General features: G+C 54.4%; 16 protein-coding genes. 7 read left to right on the top strand and 9 right to left on the bottom strand.

What is annotated here, in order from left to right:
• Positions 1-327: 327 nt before the first annotated feature.
• Positions 328-1,503, bottom strand: coding sequence for an acetyl-CoA C-acyltransferase FadA (fadA, locus tag IE090_RS02400; protein ID WP_189386730.1), 1,176 nt, complete (start codon positions 1,501-1,503; stop codon positions 328-330).
• Positions 1,504-1,527: 24 nt separating this feature from the next.
• Positions 1,528-3,675, bottom strand: coding sequence for a fatty acid oxidation complex subunit alpha FadB (fadB, locus tag IE090_RS02395; RefSeq protein ID WP_189386880.1), 2,148 nt, complete (start codon positions 3,673-3,675; stop codon positions 1,528-1,530).
• Between the two features lie 420 nt (positions 3,676-4,095).
• Here fadB and IE090_RS02390 point away from each other — a divergent pair, with 420 nt between their 5' ends.
• Positions 4,096-4,890 (top strand): hypothetical protein, encoded by a 795-nt coding sequence (locus IE090_RS02390; RefSeq protein ID WP_189386729.1) that lies wholly within the window; start codon positions 4,096-4,098, stop codon positions 4,888-4,890.
• Positions 4,891-4,893: 3 nt separating this feature from the next.
• On the opposite strand, the gene IE090_RS02385 is transcribed toward IE090_RS02390, so the two are convergent.
• The gene (locus IE090_RS02385) at positions 4,894-5,655 is read right to left on the bottom strand and encodes a sulfite exporter TauE/SafE family protein (RefSeq protein ID WP_189386728.1); all 762 of its coding nucleotides are present in this window, start codon (positions 5,653-5,655) and stop codon (positions 4,894-4,896) included.
• 334 nt (positions 5,656-5,989) lie between these two features.
• Here IE090_RS02385 and IE090_RS02380 point away from each other — a divergent pair, with 334 nt between their 5' ends.
• Both IE090_RS02380 and IE090_RS02375 read left to right on the top strand, forming a co-directional pair.
• On the top strand, positions 5,990-7,174 hold the full coding sequence (locus IE090_RS02380) for an aromatic amino acid transport family protein (protein ID WP_189386727.1): 1,185 nt from the start codon (positions 5,990-5,992) through the stop codon (positions 7,172-7,174).
• Positions 7,175-7,251: 77 nt separating this feature from the next.
• Positions 7,252-8,010: a substrate-binding periplasmic protein gene (locus IE090_RS02375; protein ID WP_229815376.1), complete on the top strand. Its 759-nt coding sequence runs from the start codon at positions 7,252-7,254 to the stop codon at positions 8,008-8,010.
• 41 nt (positions 8,011-8,051) lie between these two features.
• Here IE090_RS02375 and IE090_RS02370 read toward each other — a convergent pair whose 3' ends face one another.
• The 6 genes from IE090_RS02370 to IE090_RS02345 form a co-directional block, all read right to left on the bottom strand.
• Positions 8,052-9,305 carry a DUF945 family protein gene (locus IE090_RS02370; protein WP_189386726.1) on the bottom strand — a complete coding sequence of 418 codons (1,254 nt, stop codon included), beginning with the start codon at positions 9,303-9,305 and terminating at the stop codon, positions 8,052-8,054.
• A gap of 196 nt (positions 9,306-9,501) precedes the next feature.
• Positions 9,502-12,621 (bottom strand): efflux RND transporter permease subunit, encoded by a 3,120-nt coding sequence (locus IE090_RS02365; RefSeq protein WP_189386725.1) that lies wholly within the window; start codon positions 12,619-12,621, stop codon positions 9,502-9,504.
• Positions 12,622-12,626: 5 nt separating this feature from the next.
• Positions 12,627-13,754: an efflux RND transporter periplasmic adaptor subunit gene (locus tag IE090_RS02360; RefSeq protein WP_189386724.1), complete on the bottom strand. Its 1,128-nt coding sequence runs from the start codon at positions 13,752-13,754 to the stop codon at positions 12,627-12,629.
• Positions 13,751-15,133, bottom strand: a complete 1,383-nt coding sequence (locus IE090_RS02355) for a TolC family protein (protein WP_189386723.1) — start codon at positions 15,131-15,133, stop codon at positions 13,751-13,753. Before IE090_RS02355 ends, IE090_RS02360 begins: the two co-directional genes overlap by 4 nt.
• A gap of 134 nt (positions 15,134-15,267) precedes the next feature.
• The gene (locus IE090_RS02350) at positions 15,268-15,756 is read right to left on the bottom strand and encodes a chemotaxis protein CheX (protein ID WP_189386722.1); all 489 of its coding nucleotides are present in this window, start codon (positions 15,754-15,756) and stop codon (positions 15,268-15,270) included.
• Between the two features lie 156 nt (positions 15,757-15,912).
• Positions 15,913-16,476 (bottom strand): hypoxanthine-guanine phosphoribosyltransferase, encoded by a 564-nt coding sequence (locus IE090_RS02345; protein WP_189386721.1) that lies wholly within the window; start codon positions 16,474-16,476, stop codon positions 15,913-15,915.
• A gap of 152 nt (positions 16,477-16,628) precedes the next feature.
• Here IE090_RS02345 and dapE point away from each other — a divergent pair, with 152 nt between their 5' ends.
• The 4 genes from dapE to IE090_RS02325 all read left to right on the top strand — a co-directional run bounded on the left by dapE (position 16,629) and on the right by IE090_RS02325 (position 19,948).
• Positions 16,629-17,759 carry a succinyl-diaminopimelate desuccinylase gene (gene dapE / locus IE090_RS02340; protein WP_189386720.1) on the top strand — a complete coding sequence of 377 codons (1,131 nt, stop codon included), beginning with the start codon at positions 16,629-16,631 and terminating at the stop codon, positions 17,757-17,759.
• A complete protein-coding gene (locus IE090_RS02335) occupies positions 17,756-18,586 on the top strand; it encodes a putative RNA methyltransferase (RefSeq protein WP_189386719.1) in 831 nt (276 codons plus the stop codon). The genes dapE and IE090_RS02335 overlap by 4 nt, the downstream gene beginning before the upstream one ends.
• Positions 18,587-18,785: 199 nt before the next feature.
• Positions 18,786-19,217, top strand: a complete 432-nt coding sequence (locus IE090_RS02330) for a DNA polymerase III subunit chi (protein ID WP_189386718.1) — start codon at positions 18,786-18,788, stop codon at positions 19,215-19,217.
• A 5-nt stretch (positions 19,218-19,222) separates the two neighbouring features.
• Positions 19,223-19,948 carry a hypothetical protein gene (locus tag IE090_RS02325; protein ID WP_189386717.1) on the top strand — a complete coding sequence of 242 codons (726 nt, stop codon included), beginning with the start codon at positions 19,223-19,225 and terminating at the stop codon, positions 19,946-19,948.
• Positions 19,949-20,018 lie beyond the last annotated feature (70 nt).

Below are 20,018 nucleotides of genomic sequence, written 5' to 3'. Positions count from 1 at the left end.
CTAAACCAGCAAACGAATATCAGGTCCAGCAAAGCACCTGGTCGCCGCCGTATAAAATTCGGCCACTCACAACAGATTGTCGTCATCAACACCGCTAAACCGAATGCCAAAACACCCACATACAGCCACTGTACGTACTTGAAGTGCGGCCACAAAACAAAACCATAGCACCACAAGACGGACAAAAAACGGAATTTAGCGATTAACAAAGAAACATTATCGCGTGCGGGCTTATTACCCATTCGCCACAGGTCGTCATACTCCATGACCCGAGCACACACAAAAAAGCCCGGCAATGCCGGGCTTTTGTCTTCCGGGCAGTTCGGGTTACATGCGTTCCCAAACGGTCGCAATGCCCTGACCCAGACCAATACACATGGTCGATACGCCGTATTTCGCGTCCTGTTGCTCCAGAACGTTGATCAGCGTGGTCGAGATACGTGCACCAGAGCAACCCAGCGGGTGACCCAGCGCAATCGCACCACCATGAATGTTGACGCGATCTTCGGCAATGTCTTTCAGCTTCAGATCTTTAACACATGGCAGAGACTGAGCAGCAAACGCTTCGTTCAGCTCCCAGTAATCGATGTCGGTGGTTTCCAAGCCAGCACGCTTCAGTGCTTTTTTGGTCGCCGGCACAGGGCCATAACCCATGATGGCGGCATCAACACCAGCAACGGCCATGCCCAAGATACGAGCGCGCGGCTTCAGACCCAGCTCTTGAGCTTTTTCGTAGCTCATCAGCAACATGGCAGAACCACCGTCGGTGATCTGAGAAGAGGTACCTGCCGTCACGGTGCCGTTCTTAGGGTCAAACGCTGGGCGCAGGTTGCTCAAGCTCTCAACTGTGGTTTCTGGACGAATGGTTTCGTCTTCCGTCACCAGAATCTCTTTACCATCCGCATCGTGGCCGTACATAGGCACGATCTCGTTCTTGAACTTGCCATCCAGAGTCGCCTGGTGCGCACGACGGTGAGAGCGTGCAGCGAACTGGTCCATTTGCTCACGCGTGATGCCGTGCATCTTACCCAGCATTTCTGCCGTTAGGCCCATCATGTTGGACGCTTTGGCAGAATACTTAGAGGCTTCTGGGTTGTGGTCAAAGCCATGTTGCATGTTGACGTGGCCCATGTGCTCAACACCACCGACCACAAACACATCACCGTTACCGGTTTGAATGGCTTGGGCTGCGGTGTGAATCGCTGACATCGCAGAACCACACAGACGGTTAACCGTCAAAGCGCCGGCTTCTTTTGGCACCACGGTCATCAGACCGATTTGACGTGCGACGTTAAAGCCTTGCTCTAAGGTCTGGTTCACACAGCCCCAGATAATATCTTCGACCAGCGCTGGGTTAACGTCTGGGTTGCGCTCAAACAGCGCGTTGATCAGGTTGGCAGAAATGGTCTCTGCACGAACATTGCGGAATACGCCACCTTTGGAACGACCCATTGGTGAGCGCACTGCATCCACAACAACAACGTCTTTTGGATTGTAAGACATAGTGAAAATCTCCTAGTGCGCCTATTAACCGAAGTAGCTTTCGCCGTTCGCTGCCATTTCACGCATGCGATCGGTTGGTTTGTACAGGTTGCCCAGCTCAGCGTACTTGTCGCAAATCTCAACAAATTTCGCCATGCCAACTTCATCCATATAACGGCAAGCACCGCCACGGAATGGAGGGAAACCAATACCAAAGATCAGGCCCATATCGGCTTCGTTGGGTGTATCAACGATGCCCTCTTCAAGGCAGCGCGCCACTTCGATGCACATTGGAATCATCATGCGTTCGATGATTTCTTCGTCGGTGAACTCGCGGGTTTCTGCCACGATTGGCTTCAGCAGATCGTAAACCGCCTCATCGACGACTTTCTTCGGCTTACCTTTTTTGTCGGTTTCATACACGTAGAAACCTTTGCTGTTCTTCTGACCGTAACGCTCTAATTCGTACATCACGTCCATGGCGGTCTTGAAGTCAGCCTTCATGCGATCTGGGAACCCTTCCGCCATCACTTCGTTGGCGTGGTGACCGGTGTCGATGCCAACCACGTCCAGCAAGTAGGCAGGCCCCATTGGGAAGCCAAACTTCTCCATCACTTTGTCGACTTTCTGGAAGTCAGCACCGTGATTGACCAGACCAGCAAAGCCAGCAAAATAAGGGAACAAGACGCGGTTCACCAAAAAGCCTGGGCAGTCGTTAACGACGATTGGCGTTTTGCCCATTTTCTTGGCGTAAGACACCACGGTAGCGACCGCTTCTTCAGAGGTCTTCTTACCACGGATCACTTCCACCAGCGGCATCATGTGCACTGGGTTAAAGAAGTGCATGCCCAAGAAGTTTTCTGGACGCTTCAGATCTTCCGCCAGCAGGTCGATGGAGATGGTCGAGGTGTTAGAGGTAATGATGGTGTCTTCACGCACCTGGTCTTCCAGCTCGGCCAGCACCATTTTTTTCACTTTCGGGTTTTCAACCACGGCTTCAACCACGGTATCGACATCCCCAAAGTCGCCATAGCTCAAGGTTGGACGAATGCGGTTCAACGCTTCACCCATTTGTGCTGGCTTCATTTTTTTCTTTTCAACGCGCTTAGACAACAGCTTGTTGGCTTCATCCAGACCCAGCTGAATGCCGGCTTCATTGATGTCTTTCATCATGATCGGCGTGCCTTTCAGCGCGGACTGGTAGGCAATACCACCGCCCATGATGCCAGCGCCCAATACCGCCGCTTTGTTGGTATCTTTGGCTTGCTTGTCGTACTCCTTGGCTTTTTTCTTCAACAACTGATCGTTGTTGAACAAACCAATCAAGGCGTTGCTTTCAGAGGTTTTGGCCAGCTTGGCAAAGCCTTTAGCTTCAACATCCAGAGCTTTGTCGCGAGCAAAGTTTGCTGCTTTTTGCATGCTCTTAATGGCTTGAATCGGCGCTGGATAATGCCCTTTAGTCTGACCGGCAACGAAACCTTTCGCGGTTTCGAACACCATCATTTGCTCCATCGCGTTGAGCTTCAGCTTGGCGGTTTTTTCTTCACGACGCGCCTGCCAGTTGATCTCGCCACTGATGGCAGATTGCAACATAGCAATCGACTGCTCGCGCAGTTTATCGGCAGCGACGACGGCATCAACGGCACCGTCTTTCAGTGCTTTTTCAGGCTTGTGCTCGGCGCCCATGCAGATCCACTCGATGGCGTTATCTGCACCAATGACGCGTGGCAAACGCACGGTACCGCCAAAGCCAGGCATCAAGCCCAGTTTGACTTCTGGCAAGCCGACTTTAGCTTTGTCAGACATGACGCGCAGGTCCGTCGACAAGCACATTTCGAAACCACCACCCAGAGCGATGCCGTTGATCGCGGTCAGTGTCGGTACGTTCAAATCTTCGATGGCGTTGAAGACAACGTTGGCCTCCGCCACCCAAGCAGCGATGTCTTCTTCGCTATTCTTGAATGCATCACCAAACTCAGTGATATCTGCGCCCACGATAAAAACGTCTTTGCCAGAAGTGACCAGTACGCCCTTAACATCGCTGTTGCCCTGAATCGCTTCAACAGCGGCTTTCAAGTCTTCCAGCGTAACGCGGTTAAACTTGTTGACTGAGTCGCCTTGCAGATCGAATTTCAATTCGGCGATGCCGCCTTCGATCAGATTTACCGTGATGGCTTTACCTTCGTAAATCATCAACTGTTCTCCACATGGTGGTTAGCTTTTGACTGATGCCTACTCACACTGCACCAGCATTCTGCCTGGGTGCTTAGCCAGCTTGGCAGCCCCGTTAAAACAACACTCTTGCCCACAAATCGAACAATTCATACGAGCGTTTGAAACTGAGTGGCACACAATCGGTGAAAGCGTCGATAATGTCAATAGACAACCCGCTAAGGGTTTCTAATGCCGATGTCTGTAATAGTGCGCAGACAGCACCCGTCGTGGCTTTGTCATTTTGCAAGGAAGCGTCACTGCATTAACTGTCTGCTAACCCGATCGCACTCTGACAATGAGGTCGTACTTTTTTGTTACTGTTTGTAATTGGCCATAGGGCAATAGGAGCTGGATGCCATACACTCGGCAGACATAACAAAAACAACAAGAAGAATTGCCATGAAGTCACTAACGCACTGTCTGTTCGCATTACTTCTGTCTGCTGTTACCAGCTCAGCATTCGCAACGCCCCAGCAACTGATGCTCGATTTGCAACATATGCGGCTGGCCTCCACCAATGCCGTCACCAACTTTTATATGTTCTCTGGCCTTGATGCCGACAGTAAATATGACCGACGCATCGGCAAAAGCATGGAACGTTTCGACCAGGCTTTAACAAGTGCTAAACGCTTAGCCAGCGCTAATGGCATTCAGGCTGAGCTGGAGCAAATTGAACAGGAATGGAAAGACTTCAGCCGCTTAATGGATGAAAATCGCAGCGACATGCACACACGAGGCTACCCCAATGTGCGGCTAGTGGATGAGATGGGCAAACTGAATGTGGCCATCGTTGAGCAAGCTTCCGGAGCCTACGCCAAACTGCGTGACAACAGCGGCATCGAGCCCAGTCTATTGGTGCAAAAAAGCCGTGACTTGGCATTGCTAATGGAAGAAATCACCTCCCAGTACTCTGCCCGCGGCACCACCAACCTAGGGCAAGTGTTTATGGGTTACCAAGGCCGCAGCTTAGAGGACATGGCAGAAGAGTTTCAGGCGCAACTGAACCAGCTAGACAGCCTTATTCGCAGCGACAAAGCCCGCAGAATCATGGAAGACATTGCCGCCAAATGGCAATTTATGGAACGCTCGGTCCGCAACTACAACGAAAATACTGTGCCGTTTTTGGTGGTGAGCTATAACGATCGCATTGTTGAGCATTTTGAAGAGCTCGAAGCACTGATTGCGGCCAACTGAGCGTTAGCTGACGCTGAGCCCTTGCCACACCAGCCAGGTCGAGTTCAGCGCCAGCATGACCATCATGATGCGAAAAAACACCGCGTGAGCCAGTCGCAGTGACAGCCAGCGCCCTAGCAGCACGCCAGCCCAAGCCACGGGAATCAATATCAACGACAAGCCCGTAAAGCTGACGTTGAGCAGCCCCAATGCGCCATAGGGCAACAGTTTCAACACATTCATCAAGCCAATGGTGGCAGCGACCTGCGCCAGAAACGATTCATTGGGCAAGCGCTGAAGCAGAAAATGCGCTTGCAAGGGCGCAGCCCCTGCATGCGCTAGCGTACTTCCCAAGCCAGCCAAGCCACCGTTGACGTGGGCTTGTAACGACCCCGCCATGGCAGCGATCGTACGCTGCAGTGTGGGAGCAAAGCGCTGCAACAACACCCAAAAGCCCATCAAGCCAATCAGCAACTGGATACTGTGCTCATCGGTTTTCCCCAGCAGCCAGGTGCCACACGCGGTACCGACAACAATGCCTGGCACCAATGGCCGAATCAAAGACCAGCGCAACTGTCGTCGAAACGCCCACACCGTTTGCCCATCCATCAACAGCAACACAGGTAGCAACAAGCCAATGGCCGCATCACCACCGATAAAAGGCGCCATCATGGGCACCGCCACAACACCGATTCCGCCGGCAAAGCCAGATTTGGCAACCCCCGTCAGTAGCACGCCAACTGCAGCAACTCCGAGCAAGACAGGATCTGGCCACAACTCAAACATACAATGAATAACCTCTGCATTGTTGGCCAAGCCCGATCCGGCTTGGGGTAACTTTTGATCGCTTCACCGCAAGCAAGCTAGCAACACCGGCAACTACGCTCTAGCCCACACGGATAAACTGCAGCATGATAATTTATGTCCCTCATACAAAACCGTATAACAACGTGATTGGTATTCAACAAGGTGAACTGTGATGCAAACCATACCGCAACGGTCACTGTCCGAGGCCGTTGCTGCATTCCCACGCCGCCGTAACTTATAACAGCCGACTAATGGCAGGTGACAAGGTGGCGACGCATCATTACTATTTCGCGCTTTTGTCAGAGTTCACCCTATGAGTGCACAGCCGCAACGCGGTCGCGTGTTTGGTAGCGCCTTGATTATTGCCGGCACCACCATTGGCGCCGGCATGCTAGCCCTTCCCTTGGCCTCCGCTGGCTTAGGCATTGTCAATGCCAGCCTTCTTTTAATCGTGATGTGGGCATTGATGGCCTACACCGCTCTACTGATGCTGGAGCTGCATCAACATGCCGATGCCGATGCCACCCTCAACCGTTTGGCGCATCAGTTTCTCGGCCGCCATGGTCAGTGGCTGGCTTCGGCTGCCATTCTATTTTTACTCTACAGCTTATGCGCGGCCTACATTTCCGGTGGCGGCGGTCAGATGCAGCACAGCCTGCAGCAATATTGGCCACAAACCCCAAGCGGCAGTGGCATCGTTTTGTTTACTCTACTGGTAGCTGTGGTGGTGATACTTGGGACGCGCCAAGTCGACATCATTAACCGCGGCTTGTTCACCTTGAAGATCGTTGCTTTAGTAACATCACTGGTTTTAATTACTCCCCACATCAGCGCTGGCCACCTCGTCGACATGCCACTGCAACAAGGGTTATTGCTGGCCGCCATACCCGTGGTATTTACCTCCTTTGGTTTTCACAGCAGCATACCCTCGATCGTGCGCTATCTCGATTTGGATATCGCCAGTGTACGCCGCGCCTTGTTGTGGGGCTCGAGCTTGCCCTTGCTGGTGTACCTACTGTGGCAGCTGGCCAGCTTTGGTAGCCTAGGCGCGGATGAACTGCAGCGCAGCGGCTCCTTACCCGATTTTATGCAAGCCATTCGCGATGTCATTGCTCAGCCTATGGTCGCCAGCGGCGTCTCTTGGTTTGCCGATCTAGCACTGGCTACGTCTTTTTTAGGGGTAAGTCTTGGACTGTTTGATTTTCTGGCCGATACCTTTAACGCCAACAATAAGCGCGGCGGCCGCATCGGCGTTGGTCTGATTACCTTTATCCCACCGCTGCTGTTCGCCCTCTATTACCCTGAGGGATTTATTGCCGCACTGGGCTATGCCGCCATTGCACTGGCGGTGCTGGCGCTGTGGCTGCCTGCCGCCATGGTTTTTCAAAGCCGTCGGCGTCATCCAGATGCTGACTATCAAGTCATAGGAGGAGGCATAGCACTGGCTCTGGTGGCAGCATGCGGCGTGGTCATTATTGTCGCGCAACTGCTGAAGTAAGGAATCGTGACTTGCGCCCCAGCAAAAGTCTGTGACTTTTCTACACTATTATGGATTCCAAACCCGAGAGAGTGTTTATGAACCTGACCCGTCGTTTTCTTGCCAGCTTGGCACTGGCATTTATCATGCAGCCAGCGCTGGCTAATGACCTACCCAAGGTGCACCTATTTACGGAGCAGTTTCCTCCGTACAACATGACCTCCAATGCTGAACCTTTCGCTCACAGCGAAGATGACATCATGGGTCTTTGCACCAACTTGGTACAAAGCATCATGCGCGAGGCCAATGTCGACTATGACATGCGTCTACGCAATTGGTCAGCCGGCCTCAATCGGGCAACGCAGAAGCCCAACCATGGTTTGTTTTGCATGGCACGTAACGCCGAGCGTGATAAGCAGTTCATCATGGTTGGACCGTTGACGTCGTTGCGCTGGACGCTGTTTGCTGCCTCTAATTCAAGCATTACGCTAAATAACTTAGAAGACGCCAAGCCCTATACCATTGGCGGCTACGATGGCGACGCTATGACAGTGAAGCTGCAGGACATGGGACTGAACATCTCGGCCATCAGCAACGATCGCTTCAATCCGCGCCGATTAGAACTTGGTCAGATTGATCTGTGGATTTCTGACCGCCTGGCCGGACCTTATGTCGCCGCTGATGCCTTTGATATCGTCGGTCTGAAGCCGGTGCTTGAGTTTGAAACTATGGATCTATACTTGGGCATGAACCCAGACACAGACCCACGCGTTTTAAAGCGCATTCAAGAAGCGTATCGCACCTTAGAAAACAAAGGCACATTGCGCGACATTCGCCGTAGCCACGGCATGCAGTAAAAAAGATGGCGTGTTACTACGCCATCTTTTTGTTTATCGACTTATTGTGATGCTGGCATTGCCAACAACACTGGCATGAGCACCTGCATCGCCGGTGCTTGTGCCCCTGCAGCAAACTCCAGCTGGCCTTGCTGCAAAGAAACCTCCAGCTCATAGCGCCCATCACGCTGTTGAATCAACAGTGATTGCTGTAGATTCGTGAGTGCAGGCTGCAGCATCGGACTGGCTGCCAGCTCACCATCAAACGCCGCCCTCATCTCACCCGTGACAGCATTAAAATATTGCTGTTCATCCTCCAAAATATTGACACCATCCGAGGGCATGTCGAGCCGTAATTCGCCATTCAAACGATTGTTCATCAGGTCAATATCCAGTGTTTCAATAGCGACCTGAAAACCTTGGCCAAACAAGTCCCCAGCCGCTGCAATCAAATCTTGCTGCGCTTCTGGGCCTATCGCCTGCATTTGCTGTAGCGCCGCGTTCAGCCGTGAGAACGCGTTGAAGTCCATTCCCGTTAACGCTGCCACCAGGTTGATATCACCGATATGCTTACCATCTTGACTGATCGCTCCCACCCTCAGCGTAGAGCGGTTGTCGAGGGTGTTCGACTGTTCATCTAGGCTTACTCGATTGGACAACGCAATATCCTGAGCGGCGACCAAACCTTGTTCCCCACCATCGGCGATCACTTCGGCGATGGTGAGGCCCTGACCACCCAACAACACGTGATCACGCATTTGATAGTCGCCTTGGCTAGCAATGCCGCCCAAGCCTAGCTCGCCTTGGTTGTTCACCGTCATGACCACACTCGGCAGGTGAAACTGGTACTGCACGCGGCCATCCGCTGAGGCCTGCACATGCAAGTTCATAGCAGCGAAGTCGACGGCTGTCGTGTCAATGACGGTACTGTACTCCGCCATATCGACATCAACCCTTTGCTGACCAAACGGCGATAACTGCGATGTTATGGTAACCGGTAGTTGCAGCTGCTCAACGTCAGAAACGACAGTGACCCCTAGTACCCCATGCTGCATTTGATTATGTATCGTCCAGCTTATGGGCAAGCCAGCTTTTTCCAACACTGCATGAGCCTGCGAGCTGCGCGGCTCGGCATGTAAGGTAAAGGCCGATGATAAATAACCCGCTTCGTATTGACGCAGCGTTACATCCAAGCCCTGACTCTGTAGCTGAGAAACCATATTCTCAACTCGATGCTGCGCGATCTGCCCCACCGCAAACGGCCATGCCGCTGCTGCCGTCACACCGGCCACAGCCACCCATTTAACTGCACTCACAAAGATGCTCCCTATCGGTTATGCCTTCTTAGGCAACGGTTAACGGGCAGGCAGCAAAAAGAAAAGGGACGGAAAGAACATCCTTATCATTAGCAGCCTACCCTGGCCGGCGGGATTGTATAGAAGCGCCCGACAAACATCGAGCGATGCTGATCACAGTCAGGGCGAAACCACACCTACTAACAGCGCCATGGCGTTACTCTAACGCATCCGCCACTGCCTGGCTGGTGCGGCCCATCGCACGGTGCACGTTATCCAGCATGACGTACAAAGCTGGCAATACCAGCAGGCAAACAAAGGTGGTGAATAAAATGCCAAAGCCTAAAGATACTGCCATCGGGGTAATAAACTGCGCCTGACGCGAGGTTTCAAACACCATGGGCGATAAGCCACCAAATGTGGTTAACGTGGTCAGTAAGATCGGCCGAAAGCGGCGCACACCGGCTTCCATCACCGCCTGCATGGCACTTAACTGGGCCTCGCGGCGACGCTGATTGGCGTAATTCACCAAAATCAAACTGTCGTTGACCACCACACCGGCCAGCGCCACGATGCCCATGATGCTCATGATCGACAGGCCATAGCCGAGCATTAAATGGCCCATCATGGCGCCCACGGCGCCAAATGGAATCACCATCATAATCAGCAGCGGCTGACTGTAGCTGCGAAACGGAATCGCCAACAGCACATAAATCAGCAACATCGAAAACATGCCGTACAACTGCAGGCTTTGCTTGCTCTCTTGGGTATCGGCCTGGCGACCACGAAAACCAAAATCCACCCGCGGATACTTAGAGCGCAGGTCAATAAATACGTCGTCATTCAACACCGCCATGACGGCTGGAATTTGCTCCCTAGGCTCAACTTCAGCGGTCACTCGCACAATTTGCTGGCCATCGCGGCGACTGATACTGGCCGGCGAGCGGCTCTTTTGCAGCTCAGCAATTTCTACCAGAGGCACATAACCACCCGCCGGTGTGCGAATTTGCAGCTGCTCAATGTCGGCACTGTAACGGCGCTCTTGTTCTGGCAAGCGCACCAGCACTGTGACTTCATTGCTTTCCCGCTGCTGGCGCAATGCGCGCGCACCGTACAAGGCCGCCCGCACCTGCTGTGCAACGTCGTCGGCGCTCAGACCTAAACCACGCCCCATGGCATTGAGGGTGACATCCCACTGCGGCGTACCGCTGGTGAAACTGTTAGCAACGTCGGCCACCCCGCCAATGCTGGACAGTGCCTTAGCCAAATCGGCGCTGGCAGCGGCCAACTCTGTGGTGCTGGAGCCGCGTAATTCAACCGTCAATCCAGCGCCCCCCGAAGGGCCGCCACCGCGCTCAGAGTCGAAGGTCAGGCTGCGAATACCGGCGATTTCGCCCAGCGCCTCACGCCAGCGCTTGACCAGCTCCGCCGCACTGATGGGGCGCACGTCGTAATCCACCAGCCGGGCTTCAATTTCCACGGTCGAGCCCTGAATTTGCCCTTCAACACTGAGCACTAGGGTATTGCCTTCGGCCTCGATGGGAGCCACCACCTGCTGCAACCGTTGCTCCATCAGCTCGCGCATTTCACGCGCCTGAGATAACGGCGCATTGGGGTATAACTCAATGGTGGCGACGGCAAACTCGCCCTCCAGCCGCGGGAACATACTGAACCCCATGCGACCACTGGCCGGCACCGCCAACACAATCGCCGCAATGGTCACCGCAACGGCCAGGGTCATGCCAGGCGCACGCAAACAGCGCTGCAATACTGGCTTATAGGTGTTTTCAATAAATCTGTGCAGTCGCTGATCGACTTTTTCTTGCGCCGCATCCAGCCGCCGGCCCAGCTTGGATGCCGGCTGTTGTTTCATGTTGCCAAGGTGAGTTGGCAGAATAAATAAGGCTTCCAACCAGGAAATTAGGAAGCAACAAATCACCACCACAGGAATGGCAATAAACAACTTGCCCATAAACCCGGGCAAGGCCAACAAGGGTAAAAACGCGGCGATATTGGTTAAAATGGCAAACGCCAGCGGCATCGCCACCTCGCGCGCGCCATGCACCGCCGCATCCATCAATGGCATGCCACGTTGCATATGCTCATAAATGTTTTCGCCAGCAATAATGGCGTCATCCACGACAATTCCCAGCGCCACAATAAAGGCAAACATCGAAATCATATTGATGGAAATATCCGCCACTGGCAGCAGTAATAAGGCACCTAAAAAGGCGGTGGGAATGCCCATGGTGACCCAAAACGCCAGCCGATATTCGAGGAATAAACTGAGCAGCACCAGCACCAAAATCAAACCAATCGCCGCATTTTTTAGCAGCAAGCCGACGCGTTCACGGTAAGTTTTACCGTCATCGTCGGTCACGATCAGTTCAACGCCCGGCGGCAAGTTGGCACGTATATTTTCTAATTTGCCGTAAGCCGCCTCAACCACCGTCAATGGCGTTTGGTTTTCAGCGCGATAAATATCGAAGCGCAGCGATGTTTGACCGTTGTATGTCACCTCACGATTGCTGTCGCCAAAGCCTTCGCGCACTTTGGCCACATCGCCCAAACGCAATTGTACGCCCGCTGCGTCCGTGACCAGCGGCAGCTGGCGAAAATCGCGGGCCCAATAAGCTTTATCATCAAGGGTGACCAAAATATCACCGCCGGGAGATTTCACCTCACCGGCACTTTGCTCAAGCGCATTGTCTCCGATTTGGGTCGCAATTTGGCGCATGGTAAGGCCATAGCGCTGCAAATCTTGCTGTGTGACCTCCACATGAATTTCTTCATCTGGCACACCGAGAATCTCGACCTTGCTGATATCCGGCGATGACAACAGCTCCTCACGCACCTGCTCGGCTAAGCGCTTTAACGCAAACATATCCAGCGGCCCAAACATGGCCAGTTCCATCACTTCAATCGAGCGACTGGCAATACTGACGACCGGCCGCTCAATTTGTGCAGGAAAGGTGCTGATGCGATTTACCGCCTGCTGAATGTCTTGATAAGCCTGTTGTTTATCTGTGCTGTTTTCCAGCTCTACCCTGACCTGGGCCGAGCCTTGCGATGCCTCGGCGCGTATTTCTTTAAAACCATCGAGCTGCGACAGCTCGTTCTCAATCGGCAAAATGACACCGTTGGCCATTTCCTCTGGCGTAGCGCCTGGGTAGCCGACGTTAACGATGATCATGTCGGCTTCAAACGGCGGGATAAACTCCTTGCGAATGGTCAGTGACATAACAAAGCCACCGACAATTAAAAACAGCATCAGCAGGTTCGGCGCCACACCGTGACGCGCCATCCAGGCGATTGGGCCGCGCTTGTAGTTACTCATAGAACTCACCCGTTATCCGCGGTGGTGCGCACTTTCATGCCTTCTGTCACGGCATCAATACGGCTAAGCAACAACTGATCGCCCGCCTCAATGTCTCCGCGCAGCCACACCTGCTCACGCCCGCGATAAACAATCTCGGGTTGCAGCCGCTGCAGTTGACCAGCGCGAATCAGCCAGAGGCTGTCATCATCGTTGAGCTGACCCACGGCCACTTCGTAAACGTTATCGATGGGCTTGCCTGTCAGCACCACATCCACATAATCATTCACCAGCACTTGTGGCTGCGCGGCCAACGGCTGATCGATCGCCAACAGCAAGCGACTTTGACGATCACCGCTATCCACGGCCGGCAATAAACTGACAATGCGCGCCTGTCGAACTTGGCCCTGGGGCCAGTTGGGCTGACGCACTTCGACGGCTTGCGTGTCATCCACCCAGCTCAAGAACTGGCGCGGCACTTTGACTTCTACCCAAAACACATCCGAGCGCACCACATCAAATAAGGCCGAGCCAGCGCTGACCTGGCTGCCGGTGCTGATTTGACGGCTTATGATCTGGCCATCAAAGGGCATGCGAATTTCAGTGCGGGCCAGATTCAATTGCGCTTGCTCCAAATCGGCCTGCGCCTTACGCACAGCCGCTTCAGCCCGAGCCACCTGGGGTTCACGTAATACCAGTGCGCGCTCACGCGGCGACAGTTGCTGGGCCGACAGCTGGTACTCCTCACGCGCCAGCGCTGCCTCGCCGCGTTCCACTTCTAAATCGGCCTGAGCCTGAATCAAGGCCGCCTGACGCTGGCGCACCAGCAGCTCGTAATCGGCGGAGTCAATATTGGCCAGCAAAGCGCCTTTCTTTACGCGCTGCCCGGGCAAAGATTGCGGCGTCAAAGCGATCACAGCGCCACTGACTTGAGGGCTCAAGGTAGCCTGCTCCGCCGCCTGTACCACGCCACCGGAGCGCCACTTTGGCCTGGTAGTCACGGCTTTAAGTTCGGCCGCATCAACCAGGCGAGCCTGCTCGTCTGGCGCCTTGCGACCGGGCTTGGGCGCACTGGTGGCAATGCCATAGCTGACGATGGCGCCCACCAATAAAACACCCACCACACTCAAGGTCGATTTCAGTGACGGCTTCATGCCGGCTTCTCCTCTGCCAAATGCTCAGCCACGCCGGGGCTGACGGCGGTATAAAAGTTAATGCGGTATTGCAGCTGCTGAAGCTGCAGCTGCAGCAGTTGATTTTCGAGCTGTAAAACATCTTGCTGGGCGTTTAGTAGCACTAAAAAATCGGCCACGCCCTTGCGGTAGCGACTGGCCTGAAAGGCTTCGTTTTTGCGCGCCAGCGCTAATTGTCGACCGACACTGGCGACTTGCTGTTGCGCACGACGCTCTAAGATCATGGCCTGCTGCACTTCACGTGCCGCTTGCAGCCAAGTTTGGCGATAGCTGGCTAATTGCTCTTGCACCACCGCCTGATTGCGCGCCACTTCCGCACGGCGCTGACCGCCGTCGATCAGCGGCAGCACCAAATTAGCCGCTAAATTGGCTAACCAGTTGTCAAACAGATCGGCAAAGTCGCTGGTCTGCGAGGTAAGACTGGCACTGATGGATAAGCGCGGGTAGCGACTGGCCACCGCTGCCGCTAGGCCGGCATCGGCGCTTTGCAGCTGATACCAAGCCGCTTCCACATCAGGCCGCTGCAAGATGGCCTCACTGCTGACCTGCTGCGGCAACGCCGTCAGCTGCGGCAGCTCTGTCTGGGCATTAGGCAAGCCCTGGGTGTCACCGCCCACCCATAGCACCAGTGTTTGCCAATACAACTGGCGCTGTGCCTCGGCCACGGATTGCTCTGCCTGATTGGCTTCCAGCAGCTGTTGCTGCTGCCAAACGTCGGCAACGGACACCAGGCCGCGACGAAAACGCCCTTCGATGGCCTGTAAAGCCTCCGACAAGCGCTGGCGCTGCTCCACCAGCAAGGTCAAGCGCGCACTTTCCATTTGCCAGCCATACCAAGCCAAAGCAATTTCGCTGGCAACGCTGTTGGCTTGCAAGCGAGCACGTGCCGACTGGCTCAATAGGGACCATTGACCTTGCTCGGCCAATGCGTTGACACGCCCCCAAATATCCAGCTCGTAGCTGCCACTGAGGCCAGCACTCCACGCATTGCTGGCACTTTGCTCGCTGCCAGCGTCTTTAATGTTGCGTGAACGCCCCAAATTCGCCTCGACATTGGGATAACGACCGGCACCTGAGGCGCGCGCCGATGCCAAAGCTTGTTGGTAGCGCTGCTGCGCCGCCTGCAGGGAGGGGTTATGTTGTAAAGCACGCTTGACCCAAGACAATAAGGCCGGATCATCCAGCGCCTGCCACCAACGAGACTCTCCCACATAACCCTGAGATGGAAACACAGAACTCTCAAGCCCAGGCGCTTGCGGTGGACGCTCCATGCTGCTGCAGCCGGTCAGTGTCACACTGACTAGAATCAGCAACCAAATAGGCGATGATGAGCCAGACATAGCACATCCTTAGTATGGTGAGATATCAGTTAAGGCGATTATGGTAGGCAGCCTGACGCTATTGCCCTACTTTTTTTACCCTTGTTTACGTGCTGCGAAGTTAGCAGACGTTCAGGTCAACGGATAGTTCCGGCTCAGATTGGCAGACTGGCGCGCTGCAGTTTAGGTTGCAGCGCCACTTCGATAAAAAAGGCGCCATATTTACTATCAAAAGGAATCACCACCACAGGGCAAGGCTGCGCATGTTCAATCAAGCTAGGCCCCTGCTGCAAGGTCGGCGTCGCCATTTCAAAGCTAAAGCCACGCTCCCACAGCAGCTTGCGCGCACCGCCAGAGAGCATATTGGCCAACTCTCCCGCCAGCGAGGTACAGCTGTCGTTCAACTCATTGACCTCCTCGCCCAGCATGGCACTGGTGATGCCAATAATGGTCGATGAAGCAAAGCTGATGGCAAGAGACCCAGTGACCGCATCACCCTGCAAGGCAATCACACTGGTAACCTCGCCCAACGGATAGGCATCCTCTTTAAGATAGGGCTGACCATGGGCGCAGGTCATTTTAGCCATGGTATTGAGAATGTTAGTGATAGTTTCAATAAAGGGGTTTATGAACTCCACCTTCATAGCATCAACCTAGCTCGATAAATACAGCACATGCTTGCACGTACTTTAGTCGCTTAGAGAATGCGCGCAGCAAATAGAGAGGGGACAATTCTGGCAGGAATGTAAGAAATCAGCGCCTGCTAGGTTATTGGCAGCAGGCGCTAAACGATAGCAGAGCTACAGCCCTTTGACGGCATAAATACCTGGGGCGTTGCGCCAGTAGCCGCGGTAATCCATACCACAGCCAAACACATAGCGGTCTTCGACATCCATACCGACAAAGTCGATGACCAGATCGGTGTTTTTGCGATCATGTACCTTGTTGACCAACACCGCCGTTAACACCTCTTTGGCGCCTTGCTGCTGACACGCCTTAACCACTTCGGCCAAGGTGTTGCCTTCGTCGAAGATATCATCAAGGATCAGCACAGTGCGGCCCTCCATTGGAATGGAAGGCGGCGCCTGCCATTGCAGCTCGGCCTGCCCCTGGGTCTCACCACGATAGCGAGTGGCATGCATATAGCCCTGCTCCAGCGGAAACGGCAGCTTAGTTAGCAACTGCCCTGCCATAACTAGACCGCCATTCATAATGCCGTAAACCACGGGCATGCTGTCGGACAGCCGTGCGGTGATGTCTGCTGCTAGCCGATCCAGGGCCTCTTCTACTTGCTGCTCGGTTTTTAGTAAATCGGCTTCCTGCAGCACGGTGTTTAATTGTTCCAGTGTCAGGGGCTCTGTCATCTTGGTGCTCACTCAATTATTGCGGGGCCCGGGGGCGAGAAAGCGGCGTATGGTACCACCGCAATCGCGGAAGGCAACGCAGCTGCACTGCGGCGGCTGTGCTATCATGCGCGACCTTGTGTCATTTACCCCTTACAACCAGCTGGACCGCTATGACTCCCACTCTCGAATTGGCCTTTGACCTGATGGCTCGTCGCTCCGTCACCCCTGAAGACGACGGCTGCCAAGAACTGATGATGCAGCGCCTCAAAGCAGCAGGCTTTGACTGCGAACCACTGCGCTTTGAAGAAGTCGATAATTTTTGGGCCCGGCGCGGCCAAGACGGCCCACTGGTCTGCTTTGCCGGCCACACCGACGTGGTACCCACTGGGCCGGAGGCCAATTGGCAGCATTCACCTTTTGAGCCGCAAATCGACAACGGCATGCTCTGCGGTCGCGGTGCCGCCGACATGAAAGGCTCACTGGCAGCCATGGTGGTCGCCGTCGAGAACTTTGTGGCCAAACACCCAGGCCATAAAGGCTCCATTGCCTTTTTAATCACCAGCGATGAAGAAGGCCCAGCCAAACACGGTACCGTCAAAGTCGTTGAAACCCTCGAAGCGCGTAACGAAAAAATCGATATGTGCATCGTCGGCGAGCCATCATCCACCAATAAAGTGGGCGACGTGGTTAAAAATGGCCGCCGCGGCTCACTGGGCGGCGTACTGCGCGTGCATGGCATTCAGGGCCATGTTGCCTACCCGCATTTAGCGCGCAACCCAGTTCATCAGGCGGCACCGGCGCTGGCAGACTTAGCCAATGAGCACTGGGATGAAGGCAACGCGTTCTTCCCCGCTACTAGCTTCCAGATCTCCAACATTCACTCTGGTACGGGCGCCACCAACGTTATTCCTGGCGAGCTGGAAGTGGTGTTTAACTTTCGCTTCTCCACCGAAGTCACCGCTGACGAGTTAAAGCAGCGTACCCACGCCATTTTGGATAAGCACGGCCTGCAATATGACCTCGACTGGACCGTGAATGGCTTGCCATTTTTAACCGACCACGGCCCGCTGGTAGACGCCGCGCAGCAAGCCATCAAAGAAGTCTGTGGTTACGACACCGAGCTCTCAACCGCCGGCGGCACCTCAGATGGCCGCTTTATTGCGCCCACAGGCGCTCAGGTGTTGGAGCTTGGTCCTTGCAACGACACCATTCATAAGGTCAATGAGCGCGTTAAAGCCGAAGACCTGGACACCCTCACCGCCATGTACGAGCGCATTTTGGAGCTGCTACTGGCCTCATGAGCAACTGGATTTTAGCCTGCCCACACTGTGGGCAAGCACTGCATAGCGACGACCAACAGCATTGGTCCTGTGCCAGCGGTCACAGCTTTGATCGTGCTCGACAGGGCTATTTGCACTTGCTGCCGGTGCAGCACAAGCGCTCCAAACAGCCGGGCGACAGCTCGGATATGGTAAAGGCCAGGCGACGCCTGTTAGACAGCGGCCTGTATCAGCCAATTGCCGAGCAACTGGCGCAACAACTGCAAAAACCACAATCGGGCGACATTCATCAGCTTGCCGACATTGGCTGCGGTGAAGGCTACTACACCCAAGCGATGGCTGAGCAACTGCCACGGGCGCAAGTTTACGGCATTGATATTTCCAAAGACGCCGTCAAAGCAGCCGCTCGTCGCCACCCCAATGTTGCTTGGCTGGTGGCCTCAGGCGCGCACTTGCCCTTGCTGCCTGGCCAGCTGGACATGATAACCTGCTTATTTACCCGCCTGATGCCCGCTCAATTTGCCCAAGCATTAAAGGCCGATGGCGAGGTCATCATCTTAAGCACAGGCGGGCAGCACTTGCTTGAGCTGCGCCAACGCTTATATGAGCAAGTACGTGCATCGGGGTTTGATCCACAATCACACATGGCCGAACACTTCGACCTGCACAGCCAGCGGCGCATCCACTACCAAACCACCGTGCCACAGGCATTGATCGGTGATTTGATCATGATGACGCCACATTACTGGCGCTGCAGCGCCGAGGCCCGCGACGCCATTTGCCAAAGTGGCGATCTCGACGTCAGCATTGATGTTTGGCTGCACCGCTTTAGACGTCACTCAGCATGAAAAGTAACCCCAGAGCCCTGAACCAGAAGTTCGTATATTTTCGCAGCGAGTGGAAAGCGCGCGTTCAAGGCGCCATCAGAGCCACCTTGGACCCTTGTTTCGCCAGCAAAGCGCAGCTTTTTTTAACGCTGCCTTGCGAGCATTTACACACCTTACTGGACGATGCCGAGCCGTTCAGCGCCTTTGAAAAGGCCCAAGCATGACCCAGGTAAACTTCTACATACTCGCCAGCAGCGAGCTTGAACAGCGATTGCAGTTTGTCTGCCGCTTAGTGCAACAGGCCTTACTCAAGCAAGGCTGTGACGTTTTGATTCAGGTAGACAATGAGGCACAAGCGCGCGAACTGGACGAAATGCTGTGGGTATTTCAACCCGAAGCCTTCGTTCCCCATGCCCTATCGCATGCAAATAACTCAGAGCAGGCACCGGTTAACATTGGCTGGCACTCCGATCCAGGCCAACACCATCAGCTGCTCGTCAACTTGAGCAAGGAAATACCGCCATTTTTCGCCCGTTTTGAGCGTATGATGGAGGTTGTGGTACAACAGCAAGACGTCCTGCACTACACTCGTGAACATTACAAATACCTGCGCGATCGGGGTTATCCGATCACCGATCATGATATGAGATAGCGTGGATGAACGACGAATCCCGACACCTTTTGGATGAACTGCAGCGCTTACAGCAAGTGCTGGATAGTAACAACAGTGATGACGCTGGCGACTTTGGCGCTGACGACATTCCATTGCTAGACGATGTGCTTGATGCTGACATAGCAGATATCGCAGACAGCGAACTGCAGCCATCAGAGCCGCTGGCTAAGGCGCCGGTTATCAGTCTGAATCGTGGCCAGCCCGCCAGCATAGAAGCGGCAAGGCCAGCAGAGCCTGTGCAGGAACAAGCCAAGCAAGCGCCTGCTAAGCCAGAAGCGGTTAAACCGGAAGCCACTAAATCGGAGCCGAGCCAACCCCTAAGTGCCGCCGACTTGTTAGGCTTGGGTGAAGGCAGCAGCGGCCCGGATATCATCGACATGCTCGATCAGATGGACGATGGCGCTACCGACCAAGCTGCTGGCATTGGGCGTCAAGGCGGCAATCCATTTTTGCCGGCTTCTATCTTGGAGCGCTTAGCCACCGAGCGCGCCGCCGCGGAAGCCGATGCGCAACAAGCCAACGTGACCCTCAGCAGCCACCAGCGCCGCCATACGCAACGCGAACCATCGCCTAATCACGACTTGTTGAGCGACATTCCTCGCTTAAGCGAGCAGCAAAAACAAGCGCTGCTGGATGATTTGGTCGAAGAAATGCTCCCCACCCTACGCTACAAGCTGCGTCAGCGCTTAAAGGACCTGCTCTACTCCTAAGCGCACCTCTGGATAATTCGGCACAGCTCTGCGCGAGTGCGTCAGACTTTCAGAACAAGGCGGCGATGGC

The organism is Bacterioplanes sanyensis, assembly GCF_014652515.1.
Classification (GTDB): Bacteria; Pseudomonadota; Gammaproteobacteria; order Pseudomonadales; family Oceanobacteraceae; genus Bacterioplanes; species Bacterioplanes sanyensis.
Note: the sequence above shows the minus strand (reverse complement) of the source record. Positions and strands in the feature narration are given on the sequence as shown.

Excerpts from the sequence above, each read along its gene's own strand:
- IE090_RS02390 (WP_189386729.1), top strand. The coding sequence starts at position 4,096 with ATGAAGTCACTAACGCACTGTCTGTTCGCATTACTTCTGTCTGCTGTT.
- IE090_RS02360 (WP_189386724.1), bottom strand. The coding sequence starts at position 13,754 with ATGAAGCCGTCACTGAAATCGACCTTGAGTGTGGTGGGTGTTTTATTG.
- IE090_RS02385 (WP_189386728.1), bottom strand. The coding sequence starts at position 5,655 with ATGTTTGAGTTGTGGCCAGATCCTGTCTTGCTCGGAGTTGCTGCAGTT.
- IE090_RS02325 (WP_189386717.1), top strand. The coding sequence starts at position 19,223 with ATGAACGACGAATCCCGACACCTTTTGGATGAACTGCAGCGCTTACAG.
- dapE (WP_189386720.1), top strand. The coding sequence starts at position 16,629 with ATGACTCCCACTCTCGAATTGGCCTTTGACCTGATGGCTCGTCGCTCC.
- IE090_RS02365 (WP_189386725.1), bottom strand. The coding sequence starts at position 12,621 with ATGAGTAACTACAAGCGCGGCCCAATCGCCTGGATGGCGCGTCACGGT.
- IE090_RS02350 (WP_189386722.1), bottom strand. The coding sequence starts at position 15,756 with ATGAAGGTGGAGTTCATAAACCCCTTTATTGAAACTATCACTAACATT.
- IE090_RS02335 (WP_189386719.1), top strand. The coding sequence starts at position 17,756 with ATGAGCAACTGGATTTTAGCCTGCCCACACTGTGGGCAAGCACTGCAT.
- fadA (WP_189386730.1), bottom strand. The coding sequence starts at position 1,503 with ATGTCTTACAATCCAAAAGACGTTGTTGTTGTGGATGCAGTGCGCTCA.
- IE090_RS02345 (WP_189386721.1), bottom strand. The coding sequence starts at position 16,476 with ATGACAGAGCCCCTGACACTGGAACAATTAAACACCGTGCTGCAGGAA.
- IE090_RS02375 (WP_229815376.1), top strand. The coding sequence starts at position 7,252 with ATGAACCTGACCCGTCGTTTTCTTGCCAGCTTGGCACTGGCATTTATC.
- IE090_RS02355 (WP_189386723.1), bottom strand. The coding sequence starts at position 15,133 with ATGTCTGGCTCATCATCGCCTATTTGGTTGCTGATTCTAGTCAGTGTG.
- IE090_RS02380 (WP_189386727.1), top strand. The coding sequence starts at position 5,990 with ATGAGTGCACAGCCGCAACGCGGTCGCGTGTTTGGTAGCGCCTTGATT.
- fadB (WP_189386880.1), bottom strand. The coding sequence starts at position 3,675 with ATGATTTACGAAGGTAAAGCCATCACGGTAAATCTGATCGAAGGCGGC.
- IE090_RS02330 (WP_189386718.1), top strand. The coding sequence starts at position 18,786 with ATGACCCAGGTAAACTTCTACATACTCGCCAGCAGCGAGCTTGAACAG.